This is a genomic window from Sphingosinithalassobacter sp. CS137 (assembly GCF_014334115.1).
GTDB lineage: Bacteria > Pseudomonadota > Alphaproteobacteria > Sphingomonadales > Sphingomonadaceae > Sphingomonas.
Genome location: NZ_CP060494.1, coordinates 176269 through 196672, shown reverse-complemented (window position 1 = coordinate 196672; position 20404 = coordinate 176269). Strand labels below are relative to the sequence as shown.

General features: G+C 66.1%; 21 protein-coding genes and 1 tRNA gene. 9 read left to right on the top strand and 13 right to left on the bottom strand.

Going from position 1 to position 20404, the window contains the following annotated elements:
• Positions 1–9 precede the first annotated feature (9 nt).
• Together purS and purQ are read left to right on the top strand one after the other, a co-directional pair.
• Complete coding sequence (purS, locus tag H7V21_RS00920) at positions 10–240, top strand: phosphoribosylformylglycinamidine synthase subunit PurS (RefSeq protein ID WP_188054783.1); 231 nt, start codon at positions 10–12, stop codon at positions 238–240.
• Positions 237–902: a phosphoribosylformylglycinamidine synthase subunit PurQ gene (gene purQ / locus H7V21_RS00915; RefSeq protein WP_188054782.1), complete on the top strand. Its 666-nt coding sequence runs from the start codon at positions 237–239 to the stop codon at positions 900–902. The genes purS and purQ overlap by 4 nt, the downstream gene beginning before the upstream one ends.
• Here purQ and H7V21_RS00910 read toward each other — a convergent pair.
• Positions 885–1220 (bottom strand): hypothetical protein, encoded by a 336-nt coding sequence (locus tag H7V21_RS00910; RefSeq protein ID WP_188054781.1) that lies wholly within the window; start codon positions 1218–1220, stop codon positions 885–887. The two genes, purQ and H7V21_RS00910, sit on opposite strands and share 18 nt — an antisense overlap.
• Before the next feature lie 2 nt (positions 1221–1222).
• Entirely contained in the window at positions 1223–1969 is a 747-nt protein-coding gene (locus tag H7V21_RS00905; RefSeq protein WP_188054780.1) for a queuosine precursor transporter, read from the bottom strand.
• Between the two features lie 59 nt (positions 1970–2028).
• Here H7V21_RS00905 and H7V21_RS00900 point away from each other — a divergent pair.
• Positions 2029–2105 (top strand) — tRNA-Arg (locus tag H7V21_RS00900).
• Between the two features lie 57 nt (positions 2106–2162).
• On the opposite strand, the gene H7V21_RS00895 is transcribed toward H7V21_RS00900, so the two are convergent.
• Positions 2163–2399: a hypothetical protein gene (locus tag H7V21_RS00895; protein WP_188054779.1), complete on the bottom strand. Its 237-nt coding sequence runs from the start codon at positions 2397–2399 to the stop codon at positions 2163–2165.
• Between the two features lie 149 nt (positions 2400–2548).
• On the opposite strand from H7V21_RS00895, the gene H7V21_RS00890 reads away from it, so the two are divergent.
• A complete protein-coding gene (locus H7V21_RS00890) occupies positions 2549–3706 on the top strand; it encodes an aminotransferase (RefSeq protein WP_188054778.1) in 1158 nt (385 codons plus the stop codon).
• On the opposite strand, the gene H7V21_RS00885 is transcribed toward H7V21_RS00890, so the two are convergent.
• The 6 genes from H7V21_RS00885 to H7V21_RS00860 form a co-directional block, all read right to left on the bottom strand.
• Positions 3703–4500 (bottom strand): hypothetical protein, encoded by a 798-nt coding sequence (locus H7V21_RS00885; RefSeq protein WP_188054777.1) that lies wholly within the window; start codon positions 4498–4500, stop codon positions 3703–3705. The genes H7V21_RS00890 and H7V21_RS00885 overlap by 4 nt on opposite strands.
• Positions 4501–4609: 109 nt before the next feature.
• On the bottom strand, positions 4610–5662 hold the full coding sequence (gene mtnA, locus H7V21_RS00880; protein WP_188054776.1) for an S-methyl-5-thioribose-1-phosphate isomerase: 1053 nt from the start codon (positions 5660–5662) through the stop codon (positions 4610–4612).
• Positions 5659–6300, bottom strand: coding sequence for an acireductone synthase (gene mtnC, locus H7V21_RS00875; protein WP_188054775.1), 642 nt, complete (start codon positions 6298–6300; stop codon positions 5659–5661). The genes mtnA and mtnC overlap by 4 nt, the downstream gene beginning before the upstream one ends.
• Positions 6301–6385: 85 nt before the next feature.
• Entirely contained in the window at positions 6386–6937 is a 552-nt protein-coding gene (locus H7V21_RS00870) for a 1,2-dihydroxy-3-keto-5-methylthiopentene dioxygenase (protein WP_188054774.1), read from the bottom strand.
• Positions 6934–7566, bottom strand: a complete 633-nt coding sequence (locus H7V21_RS00865; RefSeq protein WP_188054773.1) for a methylthioribulose 1-phosphate dehydratase — start codon at positions 7564–7566, stop codon at positions 6934–6936. The genes H7V21_RS00870 and H7V21_RS00865 overlap by 4 nt, the downstream gene beginning before the upstream one ends.
• 160 nt (positions 7567–7726) lie before the next feature.
• Entirely contained in the window at positions 7727–8488 is a 762-nt protein-coding gene (locus tag H7V21_RS00860) for a L,D-transpeptidase family protein (RefSeq protein ID WP_188054772.1), read from the bottom strand.
• A 275-nt stretch (positions 8489–8763) separates the two neighbouring features.
• Between H7V21_RS00860 and H7V21_RS00855 the strand changes: the two genes are divergently transcribed.
• The 5 genes from H7V21_RS00855 (at position 8764) to H7V21_RS00835 (ending at position 15735) form a co-directional block, all read left to right on the top strand.
• Complete coding sequence (locus H7V21_RS00855) at positions 8764–9477, top strand: murein L,D-transpeptidase catalytic domain family protein (protein ID WP_262503943.1); 714 nt, start codon at positions 8764–8766, stop codon at positions 9475–9477.
• 52 nt (positions 9478–9529) lie between these two features.
• Positions 9530–10033, top strand: a complete 504-nt coding sequence (locus H7V21_RS00850) for a CinA family protein (RefSeq protein ID WP_188054770.1) — start codon at positions 9530–9532, stop codon at positions 10031–10033.
• A 41-nt stretch (positions 10034–10074) separates the two neighbouring features.
• Entirely contained in the window at positions 10075–12090 is a 2016-nt protein-coding gene (locus tag H7V21_RS00845) for an NAD(+) synthase (RefSeq protein ID WP_223177058.1), read from the top strand.
• A gap of 428 nt (positions 12091–12518) precedes the next feature.
• Positions 12519–12974 carry a hypothetical protein gene (locus tag H7V21_RS00840; protein WP_188054768.1) on the top strand — a complete coding sequence of 152 codons (456 nt, stop codon included), beginning with the start codon at positions 12519–12521 and terminating at the stop codon, positions 12972–12974.
• Between the two features lies 1 nt (position 12975).
• Entirely contained in the window at positions 12976–15735 is a 2760-nt protein-coding gene (locus tag H7V21_RS00835) for a KGGVGR-motif variant AAA ATPase (protein WP_188054767.1), read from the top strand.
• 397 nt (positions 15736–16132) lie between these two features.
• On the opposite strand, the gene H7V21_RS00830 is transcribed toward H7V21_RS00835, so the two are convergent.
• The 4 genes from H7V21_RS00830 to fdhD form a co-directional block, all read right to left on the bottom strand.
• Complete coding sequence (locus H7V21_RS00830) at positions 16133–17266, bottom strand: transporter substrate-binding domain-containing protein (RefSeq protein WP_262503942.1); 1134 nt, start codon at positions 17264–17266, stop codon at positions 16133–16135.
• Positions 17267–17348: 82 nt separating this feature from the next.
• Positions 17349–18953 carry a response regulator gene (locus tag H7V21_RS00825; RefSeq protein ID WP_188054766.1) on the bottom strand — a complete coding sequence of 535 codons (1605 nt, stop codon included), beginning with the start codon at positions 18951–18953 and terminating at the stop codon, positions 17349–17351.
• An 89-nt stretch (positions 18954–19042) separates the two neighbouring features.
• Complete coding sequence (locus H7V21_RS00820) at positions 19043–19579, bottom strand: molybdenum cofactor guanylyltransferase (protein ID WP_188054765.1); 537 nt, start codon at positions 19577–19579, stop codon at positions 19043–19045.
• The gene (gene fdhD, locus H7V21_RS00815; protein WP_188054764.1) at positions 19576–20373 is read right to left on the bottom strand and encodes a formate dehydrogenase accessory sulfurtransferase FdhD; all 798 of its coding nucleotides are present in this window, start codon (positions 20371–20373) and stop codon (positions 19576–19578) included. The genes H7V21_RS00820 and fdhD overlap by 4 nt, the downstream gene beginning before the upstream one ends.
• Between the last annotated feature and the right edge of the window lie 31 nt (positions 20374–20404).

Sequence of the window (20404 nt, the reverse complement as noted above, 5' to 3'; positions counted from 1 at the left end):
GGGCGGGGCATGAAACTCCGCATCATCGTGACGCTCAAGAACGGCGTGCTCGACCCGCAGGGCAAGGCCATCCAGCACGCGCTCGATTCGCTCGGCTTCGCCGGGGTCGACGACGTGCGCGCCGGCAAGCTGTTCGAGATGGACGTCGCCGACAGCACCAGCGACGCGGATATCGACGCCATGTGCCGCAAGCTCCTCGCCAATACGGTGATCGAGAATTATCGGGTCGAAAAGCTGTGAAGACCGCCGTCGTCGTCTTCCCGGGCTCGAACTGCGACCGCGACATCGCGACCGCGCTCGAACAGGTCACCGGAACGGCGCCGGCGATGGTCTGGCATCGCGAGACCGAGCTGCCCGACGGCATCGGCCTGATCGCGCTGCCCGGCGGCTTCTCCTACGGTGACTATCTGCGCTGCGGCGCCATCGCCGCCCGCTCGCCGATCCTGCGCGCCGTGACCGACGCCGCCGAGCGCGGCATGCCGGTGCTCGGCATCTGCAACGGCTTTCAGGTGCTCACCGAAACCGGGCTCCTGCCCGGCGCGCTGATGCGCAACGAGCGGCTCGATTTCGTCTGCCGCGACGTTCCGCTCACCGTCGACAACAGCCAGTCGATCTTCACCAGCGGCTATCGCTCGGGCGAGCAGATCACGATTCCGGTCGCGCACCACGACGGCAATTATTTCGCCGATGCCGAAACGCTCGACCGGCTCGAAGGCGAAGGCCGCGTCGCCTTCCGCTATGCGGGCGACGTCAACGGCTCGGCACGCGGCATCGCCGGCATCCTCAACGCGCAGGGCAACGTGCTGGGCATGATGCCGCACCCCGAGCGCCGGATCGAAGCCGCCCATGGCGGCACCGACGGGCGCCGCCTGTTCGAAGGGCTGCTAGAAGCGGTCGCCTGAGCCTTCGCGCTCGAACACCCGCGTCCACCGCGCCAGCGCGGTAATCGCGATCGGCCAGAACAGCGTGTTCCAGATGTCCTTCAGATTCTCCCACGGCAGCTGCGGGATGCCCGCGCGCGCCGTATCGACGATGTCCCACGCCTCGCCCGCCAGCGCCGCGACGAGCACGACCGCCCACGGCTTCCAGCCGCCGATCCGCCAGCGAAAGACCAGCGCAACGCCGAAGAAGAGAATCAGCCCGACGTAGATGTGCAGTGCATCTTTCGCGAGCAGCAGATGCTCGACGAGCCACAGCTTCGTTTCCTGAAAGATGTTCATGGTCAGACGCGGACGGCGAAGGGCGTGAAGTTCGTTTCCTCGTCATAGACGTCGACGCCTTCGCGCCGCTTGAGGAAGCCGACCACCAGATAGGTGACCGGCGTCAGCAGCACTTCCCAGCTCACTTTCAACACCCATTGCGTGACCAGCACCGTCAGCACCAGCTCGTTGGTCCAGCCGTCCGCGCCCCAGAAGGCGAGCGGATAGAAGATCAAGCTGTCGACTCCCTGCCCCGCCACCGTCGATCCGATCGTGCGGCTCCACAGATGCCGGCCCTTGGTCCACAGCTTCATCTTCGCCATCACGAAGCTGTTGACGAACTCGCCGCACCAGAAAGCGATCACCGATGCGAACACGATCCGCGGCACCTGGCCGAAGATCGCTTCATAGGCGGCCTGATTCTCCCAGTCGGGCGCGGGAGGAAGGATCACGACGATCCAGCTCATCAGCGCCATGAACAGCACGGCGGCGAATCCCGCCCAGATCACGCGCCGCGCCCGGGCATAGCCATAGACCTCGGTCAGCACGTCGCCGATGACATAGGAAACGGGGAAGAACAGGATCCCGGCGCCGAACGGCCAGAAGCCCACGCCCGGCAGCCAGATCTGCGCCACCTTGCCCGCGCCGATCACGTTCGACAGCAGCAGGATGACGACGAACGCCACCATCACATAATCGAAATAGCGGAAATGGCCGCCCGCGATCTCGCGCGCGCGCACCTGCACCGGTCTGCCGTCCCCCTCGGTCATGCGGATCGTTATGATCGCGGTTCCGTGCTTAGGCAATCCACGCTAACGAAGACCCGCGCGCGCCCGTAGCTCAGCTGGATAGAGCACGAGCCTTCTAAGCTTGGGGTCGCAGGTTCGAACCCTGCCGGGCGCGCCATTTCTTCTTCCCGGCGATGCGTTGGAATCGGCCCTGCCGCGCCCGTCGCCGCGCGGCCTAGCTCTTTTCGCCGTTCTTCCTGCCGCTGCGGGCATAGAGCAGCGCCGCGACGATCGCGGCCGATCCGATGCCGACGGCGGCACCCACGCCCAGCGTCGTCGCCGAAAGCCCGCGCGCGCGCGATTCCTTGGCGTCCTTGGCAGCGGAGATCGCTTCGCCGCCGCCCGCGTGCGGCGCCTCCTCGATCGGATAGGGGGACTTGTTTTCGTTCGGAACGGGGGGCGTATCGGTCATCGTCATCCTGATCGGTTTCGAAACCCCACCAACGAACCCGGTGGAGCGCGGGTTGCACCATGGACCCGCGCCGCCCGGCTTCGCAAGACCGCTCCCGCCGCATCGCGCGCGCATTGCGCCCTTGGCCCTCGCAATGCACAAGCGCCGCCATGAACCCGCTCTACGCCCGCATGGGCACGACCATCTTCGAAGCCATGTCGGCACGCGCACGCACGCGCGGCGCGATCAATCTCGGCCAGGGCTTCGCCGACGGCACCGGCCCGGCGCCGGTGCTCGAAGCGGCGGCACGCGCGCTGCTCGAAAAGTCCAATCAATATCCGCCGATGGCCGGGCTGCCCGAGCTGCGCCAGGCGGTCGCCGATCACTATGCCCGGCATCAGGGGCTGAACCTCGCGCCCGACGAAGTGATCGTCACTTCGGGCGCCACCGAAGCGCTCGCCGCATCGCTGCTCGCCCTGATCGAGCCGGGCGACGAAGTGCTGTGCTTCCAGCCGCTCTACGATGCCTATGTCCCGCTGATCCTCCGTGCCGGCGGCGTGCCGCGCTTCGTCCGGCTCGAGCCGCCGCACTGGCGCGTGACGCGCGACGCGCTCGACGCGGCGGTCACGGCGAAGACGCGGCTGCTGCTGCTCAACAATCCGCTCAATCCCGCCGCCACTATGGCCTCGGCCGAGGAGCTGGCGCTGCTCGCCGATTTCTGCGTCGCGCACGATCTCACTGCGATCTGCGACGAGGTGTGGGAGCATGTCACCTTCGACGGTGCGCGCCATCTGCCGCTGATCGGCTTTCCCGGCATGCGCGAGCGGACGGTGAAGATCGGCAGCGCGGGCAAGATCTTCGCGCTCACCGGCTGGAAGGTGGGCTGGATGTGCGCCGCGCCCGAGCTCGCGCGCGCGCTCGGCAAGGCGCACCAGTTCCTCACCTTCACCACGCCGCCCAACCTGCAATGGGCCGTCGCCGAGGGGCTGGTGACGCAGGACGGCTGGGTGGCCGAAACCGCCGCCGGCTTCCGGCGCTCGCGCGACCGGCTGGCGGCGGGGCTGCACGAACTCGGCTTCGCCACCCTGCCCAGCGCCGCCACCTATTTCCTGTCGATCGATCTTGCCGCCAGCGGGATCGGCCGCGGCGACGTCGCCTTCTGCGATCGGCTGCTCGACGAAGCGGGCGTGGCGGCGATTCCCGTCTCCGCCTTCTATGCCGAGGATCCCGTCACCAGCGTCGTCCGCTTCTGCTTCGCCAAGCAGGACGCGACTCTCGATACGGCGCTCGAGCGCATCGCCGCCGCGCGCGCGGCGCTCGCCCGCTAGCGCGGCGGTCCCGACCGCTCGATGCGGATGCGCACCCATTCGCCATAGCGCAGCTGCCCGCCCAGCCGCGGCGGCCGCACGCGGAACTGCCAGGCCATCGCCAGCACCGCGCGCAGATAACCCGATCCTTCGGGATATTCGGTGACCGGAACGCAATCCTCGACGCGATATTCGGGCACGGTCCGGCACGCGATCACGCCATAGCCCTGCCCCTGCACGGTCTGGAGATAGCCGCGCATCTCGCTTTCATACGGCTCGCGATACCAGGCGGCGGCATAGAGCGGCTCGCCGTTCGGCCCGCTCCCCTCGGCACGCGGAGTGTCCCCCCAGCCGGGGCGCGGCCCCGGGTTGGGCGGGCCCGAGACGCGCGGTGCGGAACGCGACGGCGCGGCCGCGCTTGGCCGGGCGATGTCGGCCGAAGCCATCGCATCGGGATCGAGCCGGATCAGCGGCGGCGGTGAAGGCACCGGGTTGGGCGCGAGACGCTCGAGCGGAGTCGGCGCCGAATCGACCTGCGGCTCGGGCACCGGCGGCTCGGGCGCCTGCTCGGCGGCTTCGGCGGGTGCGCTCTCGGGCTGCGGCTCGGGTTCGGGCGCGGATGCGCCTTCGCTGCCCGGATCGACGCTGAACACTTCCATCACCGGCACTTCGTCGCGCGTGATCTGCGGCACGATCGTCAGCAGCAGCAGCGCCAGCAGCCCCTCCACCAGCAGCGCCAGCACGAATCCCGGCCCGCGCCGGCGCAATCCTTCGCGCAATGCGTCGCGGTCGATGCGGATCGCGGGGAGCTTCACGAGGGACGACGACTTTCTGGCAAGCGGGACAAGGGCGCGCCCGGATATAGAAGGCGCGCGAGCGCGGCGGAATTGCGACCGAAGCGTGTCGCAACTCCGTCCGATTGTATCAGCCGCCGATGCGGTCGAGCACGCCCTTTTCGGTGATGTATCCGGTCACCAGCCGCGCGGGCGTCACATCGAAGGCGGGGTTGGCTGCCGGCGACTGAGTCAGCCGGATCGTCGTCACGTGCCCCTCGGCATCGGGACCGGTCGCCTCGGTCAGTTCCTCGGCCGCGCGCTCCTCGATCGGGATGGCGTCGCCGCTCGGCAGGTCGGCATCGAAGGTGGTGTAGGGCAGCGCGACATAGAAGGGCACGCCATTGTCGTGCGCCGCCAGCGCCTTCAGATAGGTGCCGATCTTGTTGCACACGTCGCCGTTGGCCGTCACTCGGTCGGTGCCGACGATCACTGCATCGACCTTGCCCTGCATCATCAGCAGCCCGCCGGCATTGTCGGCGACCACCGTGTGCGGCACGCCATGGTTGCGCAGCTCGAACGCGGTCAGCAGCGCGCCCTGGTTGCGCGGGCGCGTCTCGTCGACCCACACATGCACCGGAATGCCCGCGTCATGCGCCAGATAAATCGGCGCGGTCGCCGTGCCATAGTCGACCGTCGCCAGCCATCCGGCGTTGCAATGAGTCAGGATCTGCACCGGCCGCCCGGGATTTTGCGCATGAAGCGCGCGGATCAGCTCGAGGCCGCTCGCGCCGATCGCGCGGCACAGCTCGACATCCTCGTCGCAGATCGCGTCGGCACGGGCGAAGGCGGCCTCGGCACGTTCCTCGGGCGGCAGATCGCCCACCGCGGTACCGACCGCGTCGAGCGCCCAGCGCAGGTTCACTGCGGTCGGCCGCGTGTGCAACAGCGTGTCGCGCGCCGCCAGCAGCGCTTCGTCGCTGGGATCCACGGCGAGCGCCATCGCCAGGCCATAGGCCGCCGTCGCGCCCACCATCGGCGCGCCGCGCGTCCACATCTCGCGGATCGCGACCGCGGCCTCGTCCATGCTGCGCAGCTCGACCCAGCGGATTTCCCAGGGGAGCTGCCGCTGGTCGAGGATGCGCACGCCCTTGCCGTCTTCGGTGCGCGCGATCGATCGCGTCGCCTTGCCGTCCAGGATCATGGCAGCACCTCCGCCAGCGTTCGGATGTCGCCGCGCTCGCCGTCGCGATCGATCAGCAGCGCCTGCATGCCCGCCGCCCGCGCCGCGTCGACTTCGGCCTCGATGTCGGAAACGAACAGCATCGTCGCCGGCTCCAGCGCCAGCGCGCGGGCGATCGCGGCATAGGAATCCGCCTCGCGCTTGTGGCCGATGTTGGTGTCGAAATAGCCCGCGATCCGCGGCGTCAGGTCGCCCGCCTCGCTATGGCCGAACAGCAGCTTCTGCGCCGCCACCGATCCCGACGAATAGATATAGACGGGCACCCCCGCCCTTCCCCAGCGCGCCAGCGCCTCGGGGGTGTCGGGATAGACGTGGCCGCGGATCGTGCCGTCGCGATAGCCCGCCTCCCAGATCAGCCCCTGCAGCGTCTTGAGCGGCGTTTCCTTGGCGTCGGCCTCGATCCAGCCGAGCAGCGTGGCGACCGGATCGTCGCCCGGCACCTGCGCCAGGATCGGCGCCACCTGTTCGGGATTGCGCTCGACATAGTCGCGCAAATGCCGTGCGGCATAGGGAAACAGGACATCGGCGACGAAGGCGATGCTGCTCGTCGTCCCTTCGATGTCGAGGAGGATCGCGTTCGGCTGCTGCTGCTGATTCATCGAAGCTCGTCTCCCCTCCCGCCGGGGGAGAGGCTTGGGGAATGGAGTCGCCGGAAAGCGGCGGACGGGTTGGATGTGCCCGCGCTCAGGCGCTGGCCGGCTCGTGGCGCGGAAACCGGTCCGCGATCGCGTCGCCGGTGAAATCGGCGACCCAGCCGTCGGGACTGATGAACATCCGAATCGCGGTGAAGCGCGGGCTCGGCCCCATGTCGAACCAGTGGCGCATCCCCGCCGGCACCGAGATCAGGTCGCCCTCCTCGCACAGCACGGCATAGACGCGGTCCTCGTCGCGCAGCGTGAACAGTCCCTCGCCTTCGACGAAGAAGCGCACTTCGTCCTCCGAATGGCGGTGCTCGGAAAGGAACTTCGTGCGCAGCACGGCGCGGTCGGGATGCTCGGGAGTCATCCGGATCACGTCGACCGATCGATAGCCCTTCTCCGCCGTCAGCCGCTCGACTTCGGGGGCATAGGCCTCCAGCACCGCCTCCGAGCTCGCGTCCTCGGGCAGCGCGCGCGTGCCCCATTGCTCGAAGCGCACGCCCAGCGGCGCCAGCGCCTCGGCGATCGCCTGCGGATCGCGCGTGTCGATGCGCGGCGCCGCGCCGTCGCTCGAATCGAAGATTCTCAGATGCGTCATTCGCTCATTCCGTTCCTGAAGCCGCGCTCGGCAAGCTCGGCGGCGATCAGCCATTCGGTCGCTTCCAGCACGCGCTCGGCTTCGTCCAGGTCGCGGCCCCAGGCATAGAGGCCGTGACTGCGGATCAGATAGGCAGGCGCCACGCCTTCCGCCACCAGCGCCGGGCCGACCGCAGCCTCGATATCGCGCATGTCCTGGCTGTTGTCGACGATCGGCAGCCGCACTTGTGCGTCATGGGTGGTGATCCCGGGAAACGCCTTCAGCATCTCGTGGCCGCGAAACACCCATTCGCTCGCGTCGGGCACCGCACGGCTCAGCCCCACCGCCTGCGGCGAATGGCCGTGCAGCACGGCGTTCGCATCGGGAAAGCTGCGATAGAGCGCGAGGTGCAGCGCCGTCTCGGCCGACGGCTTTCCCGCCCCGATCGCCTGCCCCTCGGTGTCCACGCGCATGATGTCGTCCTCGGTCAGCCGGCCCTTGTGCCGTCCCGAAACGGTCACGGCGAAGCTGCCGTCGTCCAGCCGAGCCGAATAATTGCCCGACGTCGCCGGCGCCCAGCCGCGCGCGTCCAGCCTGCGCCCCACCGCCACCAGCGCGCTGCGCGCCGCATCGAAATCCATTGCCGTCATGGTCGCCGCTCTAGCGCATCCCGCGCGCGGCGCACACGCCCTGTTATGGAGCAAACTCTGTCGCCAATTCCTCGTCGCCCTTGCGCAGGCAGGGACCCCATGGCTGCTTCGTCGCGGACCACCGCCGGCGGCACATCGCCCGTTCCCCGGTCGACGGCGGCTAGTTGGTGCCGGATCCCGGATAGGTCGCCGGCGCGCGGCGCGTGAACGGCGGCGGCGGCGAATCGAAGTCGGCGTCGGGCGCGGTTACGGGGAACATCGCCCCTTCGCGTAGCGGCAGACCGGGCGCGACATTGGGCTCGGCGCTCGCGGTCACGATATTGAATGCCTCGCCGCCCAGCCGAGTCGTGTCGGGGCGCAGCGCGGGCGCCCACAGGTTCATCTCGGGATGGTCGATCGCCTCGCCGGTCACGATCACCAGCCCGCCCATCTCGGTGAGGCCGAACAGCCGCTCGGCAAAGGCGTGCGGCAGGCGGATGCAGCCGTGCGACGCCGGCCGGCCCGGATTATGCCCGCCGTGCAATGCGATGCCGGTCCAGGTCAGCCGCTGCATGAACGGCATCGGCGCGTTGCTGTAGAGGTTCGACCGGTGATGCCGGTTCTTCTGGAGGATGGTGAATTCGCCCGTCGGCGTTTCCTTGCCCGGCTTGCCGGTCGAAACCGCCGCCGCGCCGATCAGCGTCCCGCCGCGATAGACATAGGCGCGCTGCTGCGGGATGCTGATGACGATCGAGACCTCGCCCCCCGCGTCGAGCCGCGCCGGCACGAGCCGCGGGTCCTGATCGAACCAGACGTAGCGATTGGGCCGCAGCGCCTCGATCCGATCGGACACCGCCTGGACCGCCTGTGCGGCCGCCGGCGTCGCGGCGGGCATCGCGGCAAGCGCCAGGATCAGGGCAGAGCGCACGAGGGCGCGGGGCATTGCAGTCTCCGTAACGGTTCGCGGCCCGCCGGGGGCGGCTCCGCAAAGGGTTCGTACTCCGTTAACGATGTTATCCGCAATTGGTGCCGTCCGAATCCCGGCCCGCTTGGCCTCGTGCAGCGAGAAGGTTGTTCCGCTCGGCGCGACCAATTCTCGGCGAAACGCGCTGAGTCCGCGCCGAATTGTTGCGATTGGGACACAGGTTCAGCCCAATTTCACCTGTCCTTCTGGTATAAGAGAAGCAAGCGGGAATGATACCAAGGGCAATTAGTAACGTGAGTAACGCATTGGACATCGCGCGCAGTCGGCGCGCACTTCTTCGATCGGCGCTGGTGGTCGGCGGGGGCGCGCTTGCCGCCTCGTGCACGCCGCGTGCCGCGCGCATCGTCAGCGCGCCGGCGGTACCGGTGCCGCAGCCGCCGGTGCGGCCCGATCCGATTCCGGCCGCCGTCGCCACGCGTCCGCAGGCGCCGCGCGGCGTCGATCCGAATATCTTCAAGGAAGCGATCGCCGCGCTCGACCGGCATTCGATGCGCATCCCCAATCACGACAAGATCGCGATCGCCGATTTCACTGCGCCGTCGCACCGGCCGCGGTTCCACGTCATCAATCTGGGCAGCGGCGAATCGCATTCGGTGCTCGTCTCGCACGGCAGCGGGTCGGACCCGGGGCACACCGGCTTCCTTCAGCGTTTCTCGAACGTGCCGGGATCGAACGCGACCAGCGAGGGCGCCTATCTCCTGTCCGAATATTATGTCGGCCAGCATGATCGCTCGCAGCGGCTCGACGGGCTTGATCCGACCAACGATCTGGCGCGCGACCGCGCGATCGTGATCCACGGCGCGTGGTATGCCAATCCGGAGATGATCGCCCGCCACGGTAAGCTCGGCCGCAGCCAGGGCTGCTTCGCCCTGCCCGAGGCGCAGCGCGACGATGTATTCGCGATGCTCGGCCAGGGCCGGATGATCTATTCGTCCAGGCTCGCCTGATCGTCTCGCGGGGGATTGGCAGCGCCGCGCCGCCGGGCGTACCACCGGCGGCATGAGCGAAACCCTCTCCCCCGCCCTTCCCCCAGAAATCGACACCGCCGCGCGCGCGGTCCTTTCCGCCGCCTGCGACCTTCGCAAGAAGCTCGCGACGGCGGAAAGCTGCACCGGCGGCATGCTCGCCTCGCTGCTCACCGACGTGGTCGGCGCGAGCCACGCGTTCGAGCGCGGCTTCATCGTCTATTCGGACGAAGCCAAGTGCGAGCTGCTCCACATCGCGCGCGATACGGTGAAGGGCTGCGGCGCGGTCAGCCGCGAAGTCGCGCTCGCCATGGCCGATGGCGCGCTGAAGGCCAGCCGCGCCGACGTCGCCGTTTCGATCACCGGCTTCGCGGGCGCGGGCGGACCCGACGACGAGCCCGGCCTCGTCCATTTCGGCTGCGCCGCGATCGGCCGCGAAACCCGCCACCGCGAGGCGCATTTCGGCGACATCGGCCGCGGCGCGGTACGAATCGAGTGTTTGCGCGTTGCCCTTGAGATGTTCTCGGAGGCACTGTGACTAAACCACCCCACTCCTTCCATTCGCTTCACCGCCAGGGGATGATCCGCACCGGCGTGTGCACGCCGCTGGCGACCGTCGGCGATCCCGCCGCCAACACCGATGCCGCGATCGAGGCCGCCCGCCACGGCGATGCCCATGGCGCCGACCTGCTGCTCTTTCCCGAGCTCAACATCAGCGCCTATGCGATCGACGATCTCCATCTCCAGGACGCGCTGATCGACGCGACCGAGGCCGGCATCGCCCGGCTGGTCGAGGCGAGCGCCGATCTGCGCCCCGTGCTCTGCGTCGGCGCGGCGCTGCGCCGCAACGGGCGGCTCTACAATTGCGCGCTCGCGATCCACCGCGGCCGCATCCTCGGCGTCGTCCCCAAGCAGTTCCTGCCCAATTACCGCGAATATTACGAAAAGCGCTGGTTCGCCTCGGGCATCGGCCTCGCCGGTCTCGAGATCGAGGTCGCGGGGCAGACCGCTCCCTTCGGCACCGATCTGGTCTTCGCCGCGCAGGATCTGGAGGATTTCGTCTTCCATATGGAGATCTGCGAGGATTTCTGGGCGCCCACGCCGCCCTCCTCGCTCGCCGCGCTCGCCGGTGCGCTGGTGCTGTGCAATCTCTCCGCCTCGAACATCGTGATCGGCAAGAGCCGCGAGCGCCAGCTGCTCTGCGCCTCGCAATCGGCGCGCACCGTCTCGGCCTATCTCTATTCGGCCGCCGGGCCGGGCGAAAGCACCACCGATCTCGCCTGGGACGGTCAGGGGCTGATCTACGAGCTCGGCGAATTCCTCGCCGGGTCGCAGCGCTTCGATCTCGCGCCCGAGGCGGTCTATGCCGACATCGATCTCGAGCGGCTGCGGCTCGAGCGGATGCGCTTTCCCACTTTCAACGACGCCGCCGTCGCCGCGGGCCATCCCGAAACCCGCTTCCGGCGCATCGGCTTCCGCCACGAGCCCGCCTTCGACGATGTCGGCCTGCGCCGCCCCGTGCGCCGCTTTCCCTTCGTCCCGAACACGCCGGCGAAGCTCGAGGAGGATTGCTACGAAGCCTTCAACATCCAGGTCGAGGGGCTGCGCAAGCGCATCGTCTCGGTCGGCGCGAAGCATCTCGTCATCGGCGTCTCGGGCGGGCTCGATTCGACGCATGCGCTGATCGTCGCCGCCAAGGCGATGGACCGGCTCGGCCGCCCCCGCTCGGACATTCTCGGCTTCACCCTGCCCGGCTTCGCCACCGGCGACACCACCAGGTCGAACGCCTGGACGCTGATGAAGACGCTCGGCGTCACCGGCGAGGAAATCGACATCACCCCCGCCGCGCGGCAGATGCTGACCGACATGGGCCATCCCTTCGCGCAGGGCGAGCCGGTGTACGACATCACTTTCGAAAATGTGCAGGCGGGGCTGCGCACCGATTATCTCTTCCGCCTCGCCAATCAGCGGCAGGGCTTCGTCGTCGGCACCGGCGATCTTTCCGAAATGGCGCTCGGCTGGTGCACCTATGGCGTCGGCGATCAGATGAGCCATTATGCGGTCAACACCGGCGTTCCCAAGACGCTGATCCAGTATCTGATCCGCTGGAGCGTGAGTACAAACCAGTTTGACGAACAGACCGATGCGGTGCTCACTGCGATCCTCGATACCGAGATTTCGCCCGAGCTCGTCCCCGCCGATGCCGAGGGCGGCATGCAGAGCACCCAGGATCGCATCGGCCCCTATGAGCTGCACGACTTCTTCCTCCACTATGTCGTGCGCCGCGGCATGCGCCCGTCGAAGATCGCCTTCCTTGCCTGGCATGCGTGGCGGGACGCGAAGGAAGGGCTGTGGCCGATCGACTTCCCCGAGGCGGGCCGCAACGAATATGATCTCGCCACCATCGCCAAATGGCTCGAGATCTTCCTGATCCGCTTCTTCCAGACGAGCCAGTTCAAGCGCTCCGCCATCCCCAACGGCCCAAAGGTCTCGGCCGGCGGCGCACTAAGCCCCCGCGGCGACTGGCGCGCGCCTTCCGACGGGACGGCAAGGCCGTGGATCGACGAACTGCGGAGCGCGCTGCCGGAGGTATAGGGAGGTGGGGGTGCGGGGTGCGCGGGCGGCGACGTCTGCTTTGCGCCCTAATATCGGTCATTGTAGGTCGCTAGCCGATCGCCTGAGAGCGGACGGCGTTGCCGATCGGCTTGGGCGACCGGATCTGGGACAGTCCCGTCATTCTCGGCGGCAGTCGCCAACGACGGCTTCCTCCAGAACCGGATGATTCTGGTTGATCGCACCCGGGGCGAGAGATGAGCAAATGACCATTAACGACTTGACCGGTTCCGGCAAGCGCCTCCTGCATAGCTGCCTCTCGCAGGGGGCGGCAAATCCCTCTCCATCTATGCCTTGCTTCAACATTCCGCGGCCGTAATGCCTTGGCCTATGAGTCCTGCTAAAACGCGGCACTAACGAAGGAGGCAAAGCGGTGACGAACGGAGAGCCGAAGGCGGAGGAGGATGCGAATGGCTCAAGTCTCCTCTGATCCTGTTGATATCAGGCGAGCCTTCCAGCGCCATCGCTCCGCGTCGAGCGTCGCAGGCATGCCGAGACGCTCCCGGTTCGTTTCGCTTTTCTACGCCGCGGAGTGCGGCTTGAAGTATTTGGTGATGATGTCCGGGTCGCTTCCAAGCACCGGCGATCTGAAGAATGCCTTGGTGGCCAGCTTGGGCCTGCCAAAGAGTCAGATTGATCTGCACGACATTGAGCAACTTTGTCTTGCCGCCAGCCTCCTCCCCGTTGATGTTGGAAGCACACCTACTTCGTTCGTAGTTAATGGAGACACATTCCCACCGTATAAATTACACGAGGCTGCTCGCTATGGTGTCAAGGTAGCTGACGGCTACTTGGGCAGTGTAGAGCAATGGCTGGAGCGCATATTGCAGGCGGTTGACACGCGAATGGCGACACAGGGAATTTGAGATGGCAGAGTTTTACACCTATCTCGACGTGCTCGATCGCCTGCGCGATAATGACGCGGTTCGCTCCGCTCCGAAGGAGGTGCTCAGAGCACAGCCGCTACCATCTCGCCTAGCGCTCTCCCTACTTCCTCAAGCGGCGATGGAGCCGGTCAAGGTGTGGCTTCGGCAAACGTTCGGCCCACGCTTTCTGGAGGATGAGCTTGCGATCGCGCTTGAGACGGCAAGCTCCGCCTCGCCGCGCCTTCTTCCGATAGAGTTCGAGAGGGTTGGCGAGGATTGGATATCGGGGCTGCGCCTGCGTCTCCGGCCAACCCTCACGTCGGGGTCCGTAGTTGTTTACAACACGCCGTATGAAGTCGCCGAGACTGATGAGATTAGCGATTGTCCGCCCGTCCTTACTTTTCATTCGTTCAAAGGTGGCATGGGGCGGACCACGCTTGCACTCGCCTTGGCGGCGGCGGTGCAAAAAGTTCGCCGTCGCGTTCTTTTCATCGACGCAGATTTCGAAGCTCCTGGAATTTCCAGTCTCCTCAGACATTCAATGCCGAGCCCACGCATCGCATTTGCGGATTTACTCGCAATCGCATTCACATCTTCTGAGATCGACGCCGACGACGCAATCGAAACGGTGGCTGGTAGGCTCGCGGATCAAGAGATAGATGGCCTAGTCGTTCTACCTTGCACACGCGATCTTGGTCTTCCCAGCGTCTCACCAGAGGCTCTTACCCTATCCGAAAAGCGATCTCCCTTCTTTGTAGGCTCGCTTGTTGCACGCCTTGGGAAGAGAATTGGAGCCGATCTCGTCATCATCGACCTTCGCGCCGGTCTTTCTGAGTTAGTCGCATCCCTATTCCTTGATCCCCGTCTTCAGCACGCTCTCGTAACGACATTGAACGGCCAAGCCATTGATGGAACCATCATGCTGCTGGATCGAATGCGTGAGATGGCTTCCAGATGGCGAGCCGCGTCGACCGCAGAATTTGATGCGAGTCTTCCGACAGTCATCATCAATCAAAGCCCTCCTGGACTTAAGGATGGTGGGTTTGGACAAGAGGGCGCGTTGGACGCGATGGCGGTATTTGAGGAGGAGATCCGCCTATTTTTGGAGCAATTAAAGTCGTCTGAACAGCCCGCCGACGTAACCGAGAACCCGTTCCAGGAGGCGTCGATCACGACCTCTATTGTGGATGCAGAGCCGGCGGTGGCAATTCTACCCCGAGACTTGAGAGAAACGCAGCGCGCGTTGACCCGAACGAGCCTCCCCGATCAAATGTACTCAATTTTTGGATCACTCGTCCCGCTTTCCGCGCCGTCTGACCCTGAGCGGAACGAGGTTCACACAGAGGCGCAGCAGCGGCGTGAGAGACTTGCAGCATACGCGCGAAAGAGCATTTTCGCCGAAAGCCAGCCGCAAGTGGACATCTATCCCACAGCTTCCCTGGTTAACCTAGCCGAGCGCCATCAAAGCGCTCCTCCAACGGTTACTGTCATCGGTGAAAAGGGGTCGGGCAAGTCATATACCTTCATGTCCCTAGCTCTATCTAAGACGTGGGGAACCTTCTCTGAAAGGCTGGGTGTAGCGAATCCGACGCAGACACAATCCACAGAAGCCTTGGTGCTACCCGTAACTCCATCGCAGGACCTGGACCACGATGCTCGTGAGGCAGAACGTAGGGTAACAACTGAAGCGGCAAAGGCGTTGACGGGCGGAGAGCCCCTCAACGATCAGCTAATCGCGGATGCTGTTCAGCAGCAGTTGCAAAGGCCAGATGCAAGCAGTGCCGTGTCTTGGCGGCAATTCTGGCTAGATATGATTGCGTGGCGCGCTGGATTTACGCCGGGTACACCTAATGCATTCGAGCCATTTGCCGAAGCGCTCAAACCGGGTCACGCGGCCGTCGGTATTTTCGACGGAATTGAGACCCTGTTCTCAAGGTTACGAACCAGTGAACATGAGCAGGCAGCGGTAGAGGCGCTGCTACGACTTGTTCCTGATTGGCTTTCGCAGCTTCCAACAAAGAACGTGGGCTGTGTCGTATTTATTAGAGAGGACTTGGCGCGATACGCGCTGGTCAACAACTTCAAGCAATTCGCTGATCGGTATTCAGCTTTTGCTCTCCGATGGAACTGGGCCGAGGCGTCGGCATTAGCGCTATGGGTTGCACAACAAGCTGGCAGCTTACCCCCGACAGTATCTCCCGAGAGCTTAACAACGCTGGACGAAGAGCAGCGTAGTCAAGCCCTTGTCGAATTATGGGGCTGGAAGATGGGGCCTAACACGTCTCGTGAGGCGAGGTCGCTCGAATGGACCATGTCATCGCTGTCGGATTTCAATCGAAGCATCAAAGCCCGAGATCTCGTTCGCTTTCTCGCCGAGTCCGCGTCGCTTTCTACGGCGAGTGATGCCTACCACGATCAAAGGCTCTTAAGTCCACGGGCGATGCGCGATGCAATTGGGCCGTGCAGCAAAGAGCGTGTTTTCGAAACTGGTGAAGAAAATGTAGATCTTAAGAGAATATTTCGAACTATTGGGAGTCTAGTCGGCAATCAGCGAGAACTACCTTGGTCATACGAGCGTGCGCACGAATTGCTGGGCAGCGATGATGTCAGAATTTTGGAGGACAATGGCGTTCTTTTTAGGTATGGTGACGACTTCTTCGTTCCAGAGCTGTATCGCAGTGGACTTAATCTGTTCTACTCAGGAGGCGCTCGTCGGAAGGTTGTCACGCTGATGCGGCAGGCCGTCGGCAGGGGCCGTTGAACGTACGGCAGCTTGTGGAGTGACCGGGGTCGATACTGAACGGCTGGAATGGAGCACACTGCCGTCTGGCTTCTGGATTGTATGTGAATGACCGGTTCTTGGCGTGAGCGGATGTGTAAGCGCCGAGCTCGGAACGAGGTCGGGTCGGCAGCCGCCTTAGCGGCGGCGGAGCGAGGAAGGGCAGCCACCTGTGGTTCGCTGCCCGAAACCTGCCTGTCCGCATTCGGCCCATATCCCTCCGCCTCACTCCCCCGCACCCTTGCAAATTAGGATTTCAGCTGCTCCGCTTGCGGACGCTCTTTGAACTGTCGAGCTGATCGCCGCGCGCCGACGCAAGGATGTTTCGGGCGTGCGCAACGTTCGGAATGAATAGGCGCGAAAACTGCGAAGCCAAGCGTCAGTCGTCGCGACCCAGCACCTGCGTCAGCCGATTCGACCAGGCGCGGCTTTCGATCCGTTCGAGCAATGCGCGATTGAGCCGCTCGCGCATCGGGCTTTCCGGCGGCAGCGCGAAGCCATAATCCTGCCGGCCGAAGCTGCCCGGCACCAGCCGCAGCGCGTCGCCCGCCTCGCCTTTCAGCAGATAGGTGAGCAGCGGCCGGTCATAGACGAAGGCGTCGATCTCGCCCGCCGCCACTGCCTCCAGCCCCGCCTCGACGCTCGGAAAGCTCGAGAAGCCGATGCCGCTCTCGCGCAGCCACTCGTCCGCCGCCGATCCCTCGATCGATCCCACCGCGGCGCTGGTCAGCCCTTCGGGGCCCTGGATCCCGCCCGCCAGCCGCCCCTCGGTCAGGGAGGAGGCGATCATCCCGGTGAAGGTCGAGATGATCAGGATCGCCGCGAACATCCAGACGAGCGCGACGGCCTTGCCCGCCCGGGTGCGCGGCGCCTTGTCGCCATAGCCGACGGTGGTCATCGTCACTGCGGAAAACCAGAAGCCCGCGCCGATCCCCTTCGCCGGGCCGCCGCCGAACTCCTCGGAATTGTCGCGCCGCTCGGCAAGCCAGAAGCACACGCCCACCAGCAGCAGCAGCGCGCTCAGCGCCAGCACCGCCTGGAGAAATCCCCAGCTGAAGAAATTGCGCAGCAGCAGCAGCCAGCTGGGCGGCGCCTGCGCCACGGCGATGCCGAAGCCGGTGGTGTGATAGGGGTGGCTGAAATCCACCTGTTCCTCGCGGCTGGGCGTCACGGTCAGGGCGCCGACGCTGAGCGCGTAGCGGCCCTCGGCAACGCCATCGACCATGCCGTCGAGATCGGTCTCCTCCAGCGTGTAGCGCACGCCGAGATCGGCCGCGACGTCGCTCCACAGATCGATCGCGAGGCCGCTGTAGCTTCCGTCCGCTTCGCGGATCACGAAGGGAGGCGCATGGCGCGTCGCGACGCTGATCCCGTTCGCATCGGCCGGGCTGGCACGCGGCGGCTGCTGCTGCTGCTGGGCAAGCGCCGGAGGAGCAACGAGAAACAGGAGCGCCAGAGCGACGCGGAGGAGCGATGCGAACGGGATCATGCGCGGCCGCTTCGAATCGATCATGCTGCACCAGGCTCCTGCTGTGACGTTCGCGGCTTGCATAGCATGGAAGCCGCGGCTGTCGCGCCTTGCAGCGGAGCCCGCGTCAGTCGTCTCCGAGCAGGCTCTGCACGCGACGCAGCAAGTCACGCGTTTCGAATGGCTTGCGCAAGATGGTCAGTTGGCCGTTGTCGAGCGAATCGATTGCCGCGGTCTCGGCGAAGCCGGTCACCAGCACGATCGGCAGCGTCCGATCCTGCTCGCGGATCCGCCGTACCACCTCGGCTCCGCTCATGCCCGGCATGGCGAAGTCGACGATCAGCACATCGGGCCGGCGCGCCGCGACCATCTCGAGCGCGCTCGCCCCATCGCCCGCCTGCGCGACGGTCGCTCCCGCCGTCTCCAGCATGTCGGCGAGCGTCGCGCGAACCTGCGCATCATCATCGACCAGCGCGATGGTCGCACCCGTCAGGCTCACCGGCACCGCCTCGGCATCCTTCGGCGTGCGCGTCCGGCCGCGCGCCTTCGTGCTTTGGCGCAGGTACAGCGTCACCGCCGTTCCCTCGCCGGGTGCCGATTCGATATGGACCGTCCCGCCGGACTGAGTCACGACGCCGAACACCATGGCGAGTCCCATGCCGGTCCCCCGCCCGACTTCCTTGGTGGTGAAGAAAGGCTCGGTGGCGCGCGCGAGCACGTCAGGCGTCATGCCGTGCCCGCTGTCGCTCACCGTGATCGCCGCCCAGTCGCCCAAAGGAAGGCCCGCCGGCGCGACACCGCGTTCGCTCGTAGCGGAAATCCGCAATGTACCGCCGTCGCCCATGGCATCGCGCGCGTTGAACGCCAGGTTGAGGATCGCCAGCTCGAGTTGCAACGGATCGGCCTCCACCCGAAGCAGCGGGTCGATCGGCGCGATCTCGACCTGCGACAGCGGCGCCACTGCACGCGCGACGAGCTCGCGCATCCCGCCGATCAGCTCCTGCACCGGTACCGGCGCGAGTTCGAGCCGCTGCTTGCGCGAGAATGCGAGCAGCTGTCCGCTCAGCGCGCGCCCGCGCTCGACGGCGTCGAGTGCGGCGCCGGCCCAGCGGACGACGCGATCGGAATCATCCGGCTTGCGCGCGATCAGTTCGAGATTGCCCGCGACCGCCTGCAGCAGATTGTTGAAATCATGCGCGATCCCGCCGGTCAGTTGGCCCACGGCCTCCAGCTTCTGCGACTGAAGCAATGCGGCCTCGACGCGCTCGCGCTGGGCGATCTGTGCGCGCAGTTCCTCCAGCGCCGTGTCGCGCTCGCGGATCATCGTCGCCAGCTCGGCATTGGCGGCTTGCAATCGGTCTGGCGACGGCAATGCGACTGCTCGGGGAAGCAGTGGCCACAGCAGCGCTGCGGTCGCGACCGATGCCCCGGCGGTGATCACCTTGACGAGCGCCTGAAGGCCATAGACCGGTTGCCAGAGCGTCCAGATGCTCATCAGATGGGTGACGCCGCACGCGAGAATGAAGATCGCAAAGCACCAGAAGGCCCAGCCGAAGACGAGGTCCCGGCGCTGCCGCACCAGCGCAATGATCGCGAGCGGAATCGAGAAATAGGCCGCTGCCGTCAGGCCGTCGGCGATGACGTGCGTCCACACCAGTTCGCGCTGCCAGAGCAGACAATAGCCGTGTGGCGCGTAACTCCCGTTCCAGAAGGGCGCGAACAGGCCGCCCATAGCAATCCCCTCGTGAGCAAACGGTTTTTGCCGCGAATCTGTGGGCTTTACTCGAAACCGGCCGACATGAGAAATATACTGATGTCTGTTTAACTATTCGCTATCAGCGCGCTCAGATCAGCCTCGGTGTTGACATTCGTCAGCGCCCTCTCCGCCGCGATTCGCTGCGCGTTCGCGGCACGCCCCCACCCGCGCAGCGAGCGATCCCCACCACCCGCCAGATGTGCATCGAGGCGCGGTGCCAGCTCGACCGGCCAGAAGCCGACGACGGGGAGTTGTGCGACGAATGCGGCGCTGCCGCGGCTCACCAGCTGTCGCACAAGCGGCTGCGGCAGTGACGGAACGTCGCACGCCGTGCTGAGGACGGCATCGAACCCGCGTGCGGCGGCGCTGTGCAGCGCTGCGTTCAGTCCGCCGAGCGGTCCGAGATCGGGAGCCGGGCGATCCGCGACCCAGTCGACATCCCGCCATGCCCGCCCGCAGACCAGCAGACGCTCGACGTGCGGGGCAAGCGTTGCCAGCGCATGATCGAGCAGCGTGCGCCCGTCGAGCATCGCCAGCGCCTTGTCGGAGCCGAATCGCGTCGCGCGGCCGCCGGCGAGCACTGCGCCCAAGATCCGAGTCATGCCGCCTCGCGACCCAGCCACAGCAGCGAATCGCTGCGCGCCACAACCGCCAGCGCCAGTCCCGCCGACCGCGCCCGCTCGACCGCCAGCGCGGTCGGCGCGGAGATCGTCGCGAGCAGCGGACAGCCGGCAAGGACGGCCTTCTCCACCAGCTCGAACGAACAGCGCGAACTCAGCAGCGCGAAGCCGCCATTCCAGCCCATCGCGCCGCGCGCCATGGCTCCGATCAGCTTGTCGAATGCGTTGTGACGGCCAACGTCCTCGCGCACCATTCGGATCGAACCATCGGCTGCGCAGAGAGCGGCGGCATGCATCGCGCCGGTCTCCGCGTTCAGCGGCTGGTGCTGGTGCAGCGCATTCAGCGCGTCGAACACGGCGCCCGCTCCCGCCTCGCTTGCCGCGGCGACGCGGGGCAGCGGCCGCAGGGCAGCCTCGAGGCTGTCGATGCCACAGATGCCGCACGAGGAGTCGCTGGTGCGATGGCGGACGCGCATGTGCAGCGCTTCCGTGCAATCAGGCGCTAGAGTCACCCGCAGCAGCACCCCGGCATCAACTGGATGCGGCTCGATATCCACGATCTGCCGGCCGTCCCGCACGAGCCGCTCGGCAAGCACGAAGCCCGTCGCGAAGTCCTCGAGCGCCGCCGGCGTCGCCATCATAACCGCATAGCCGATGCCGTTCACTTCGATCGCGACGGGCACTTCGCCGGCAAGCGTGCGGCTGATCGTCGCGCTCGATCCGTCGCGGCGAATGCAGGCGAAGGAAACAGCGGCACTTTCGGACCATTCGGGCATTCACCGAGGTTAGGCTTCCCCCGCGCAAGCG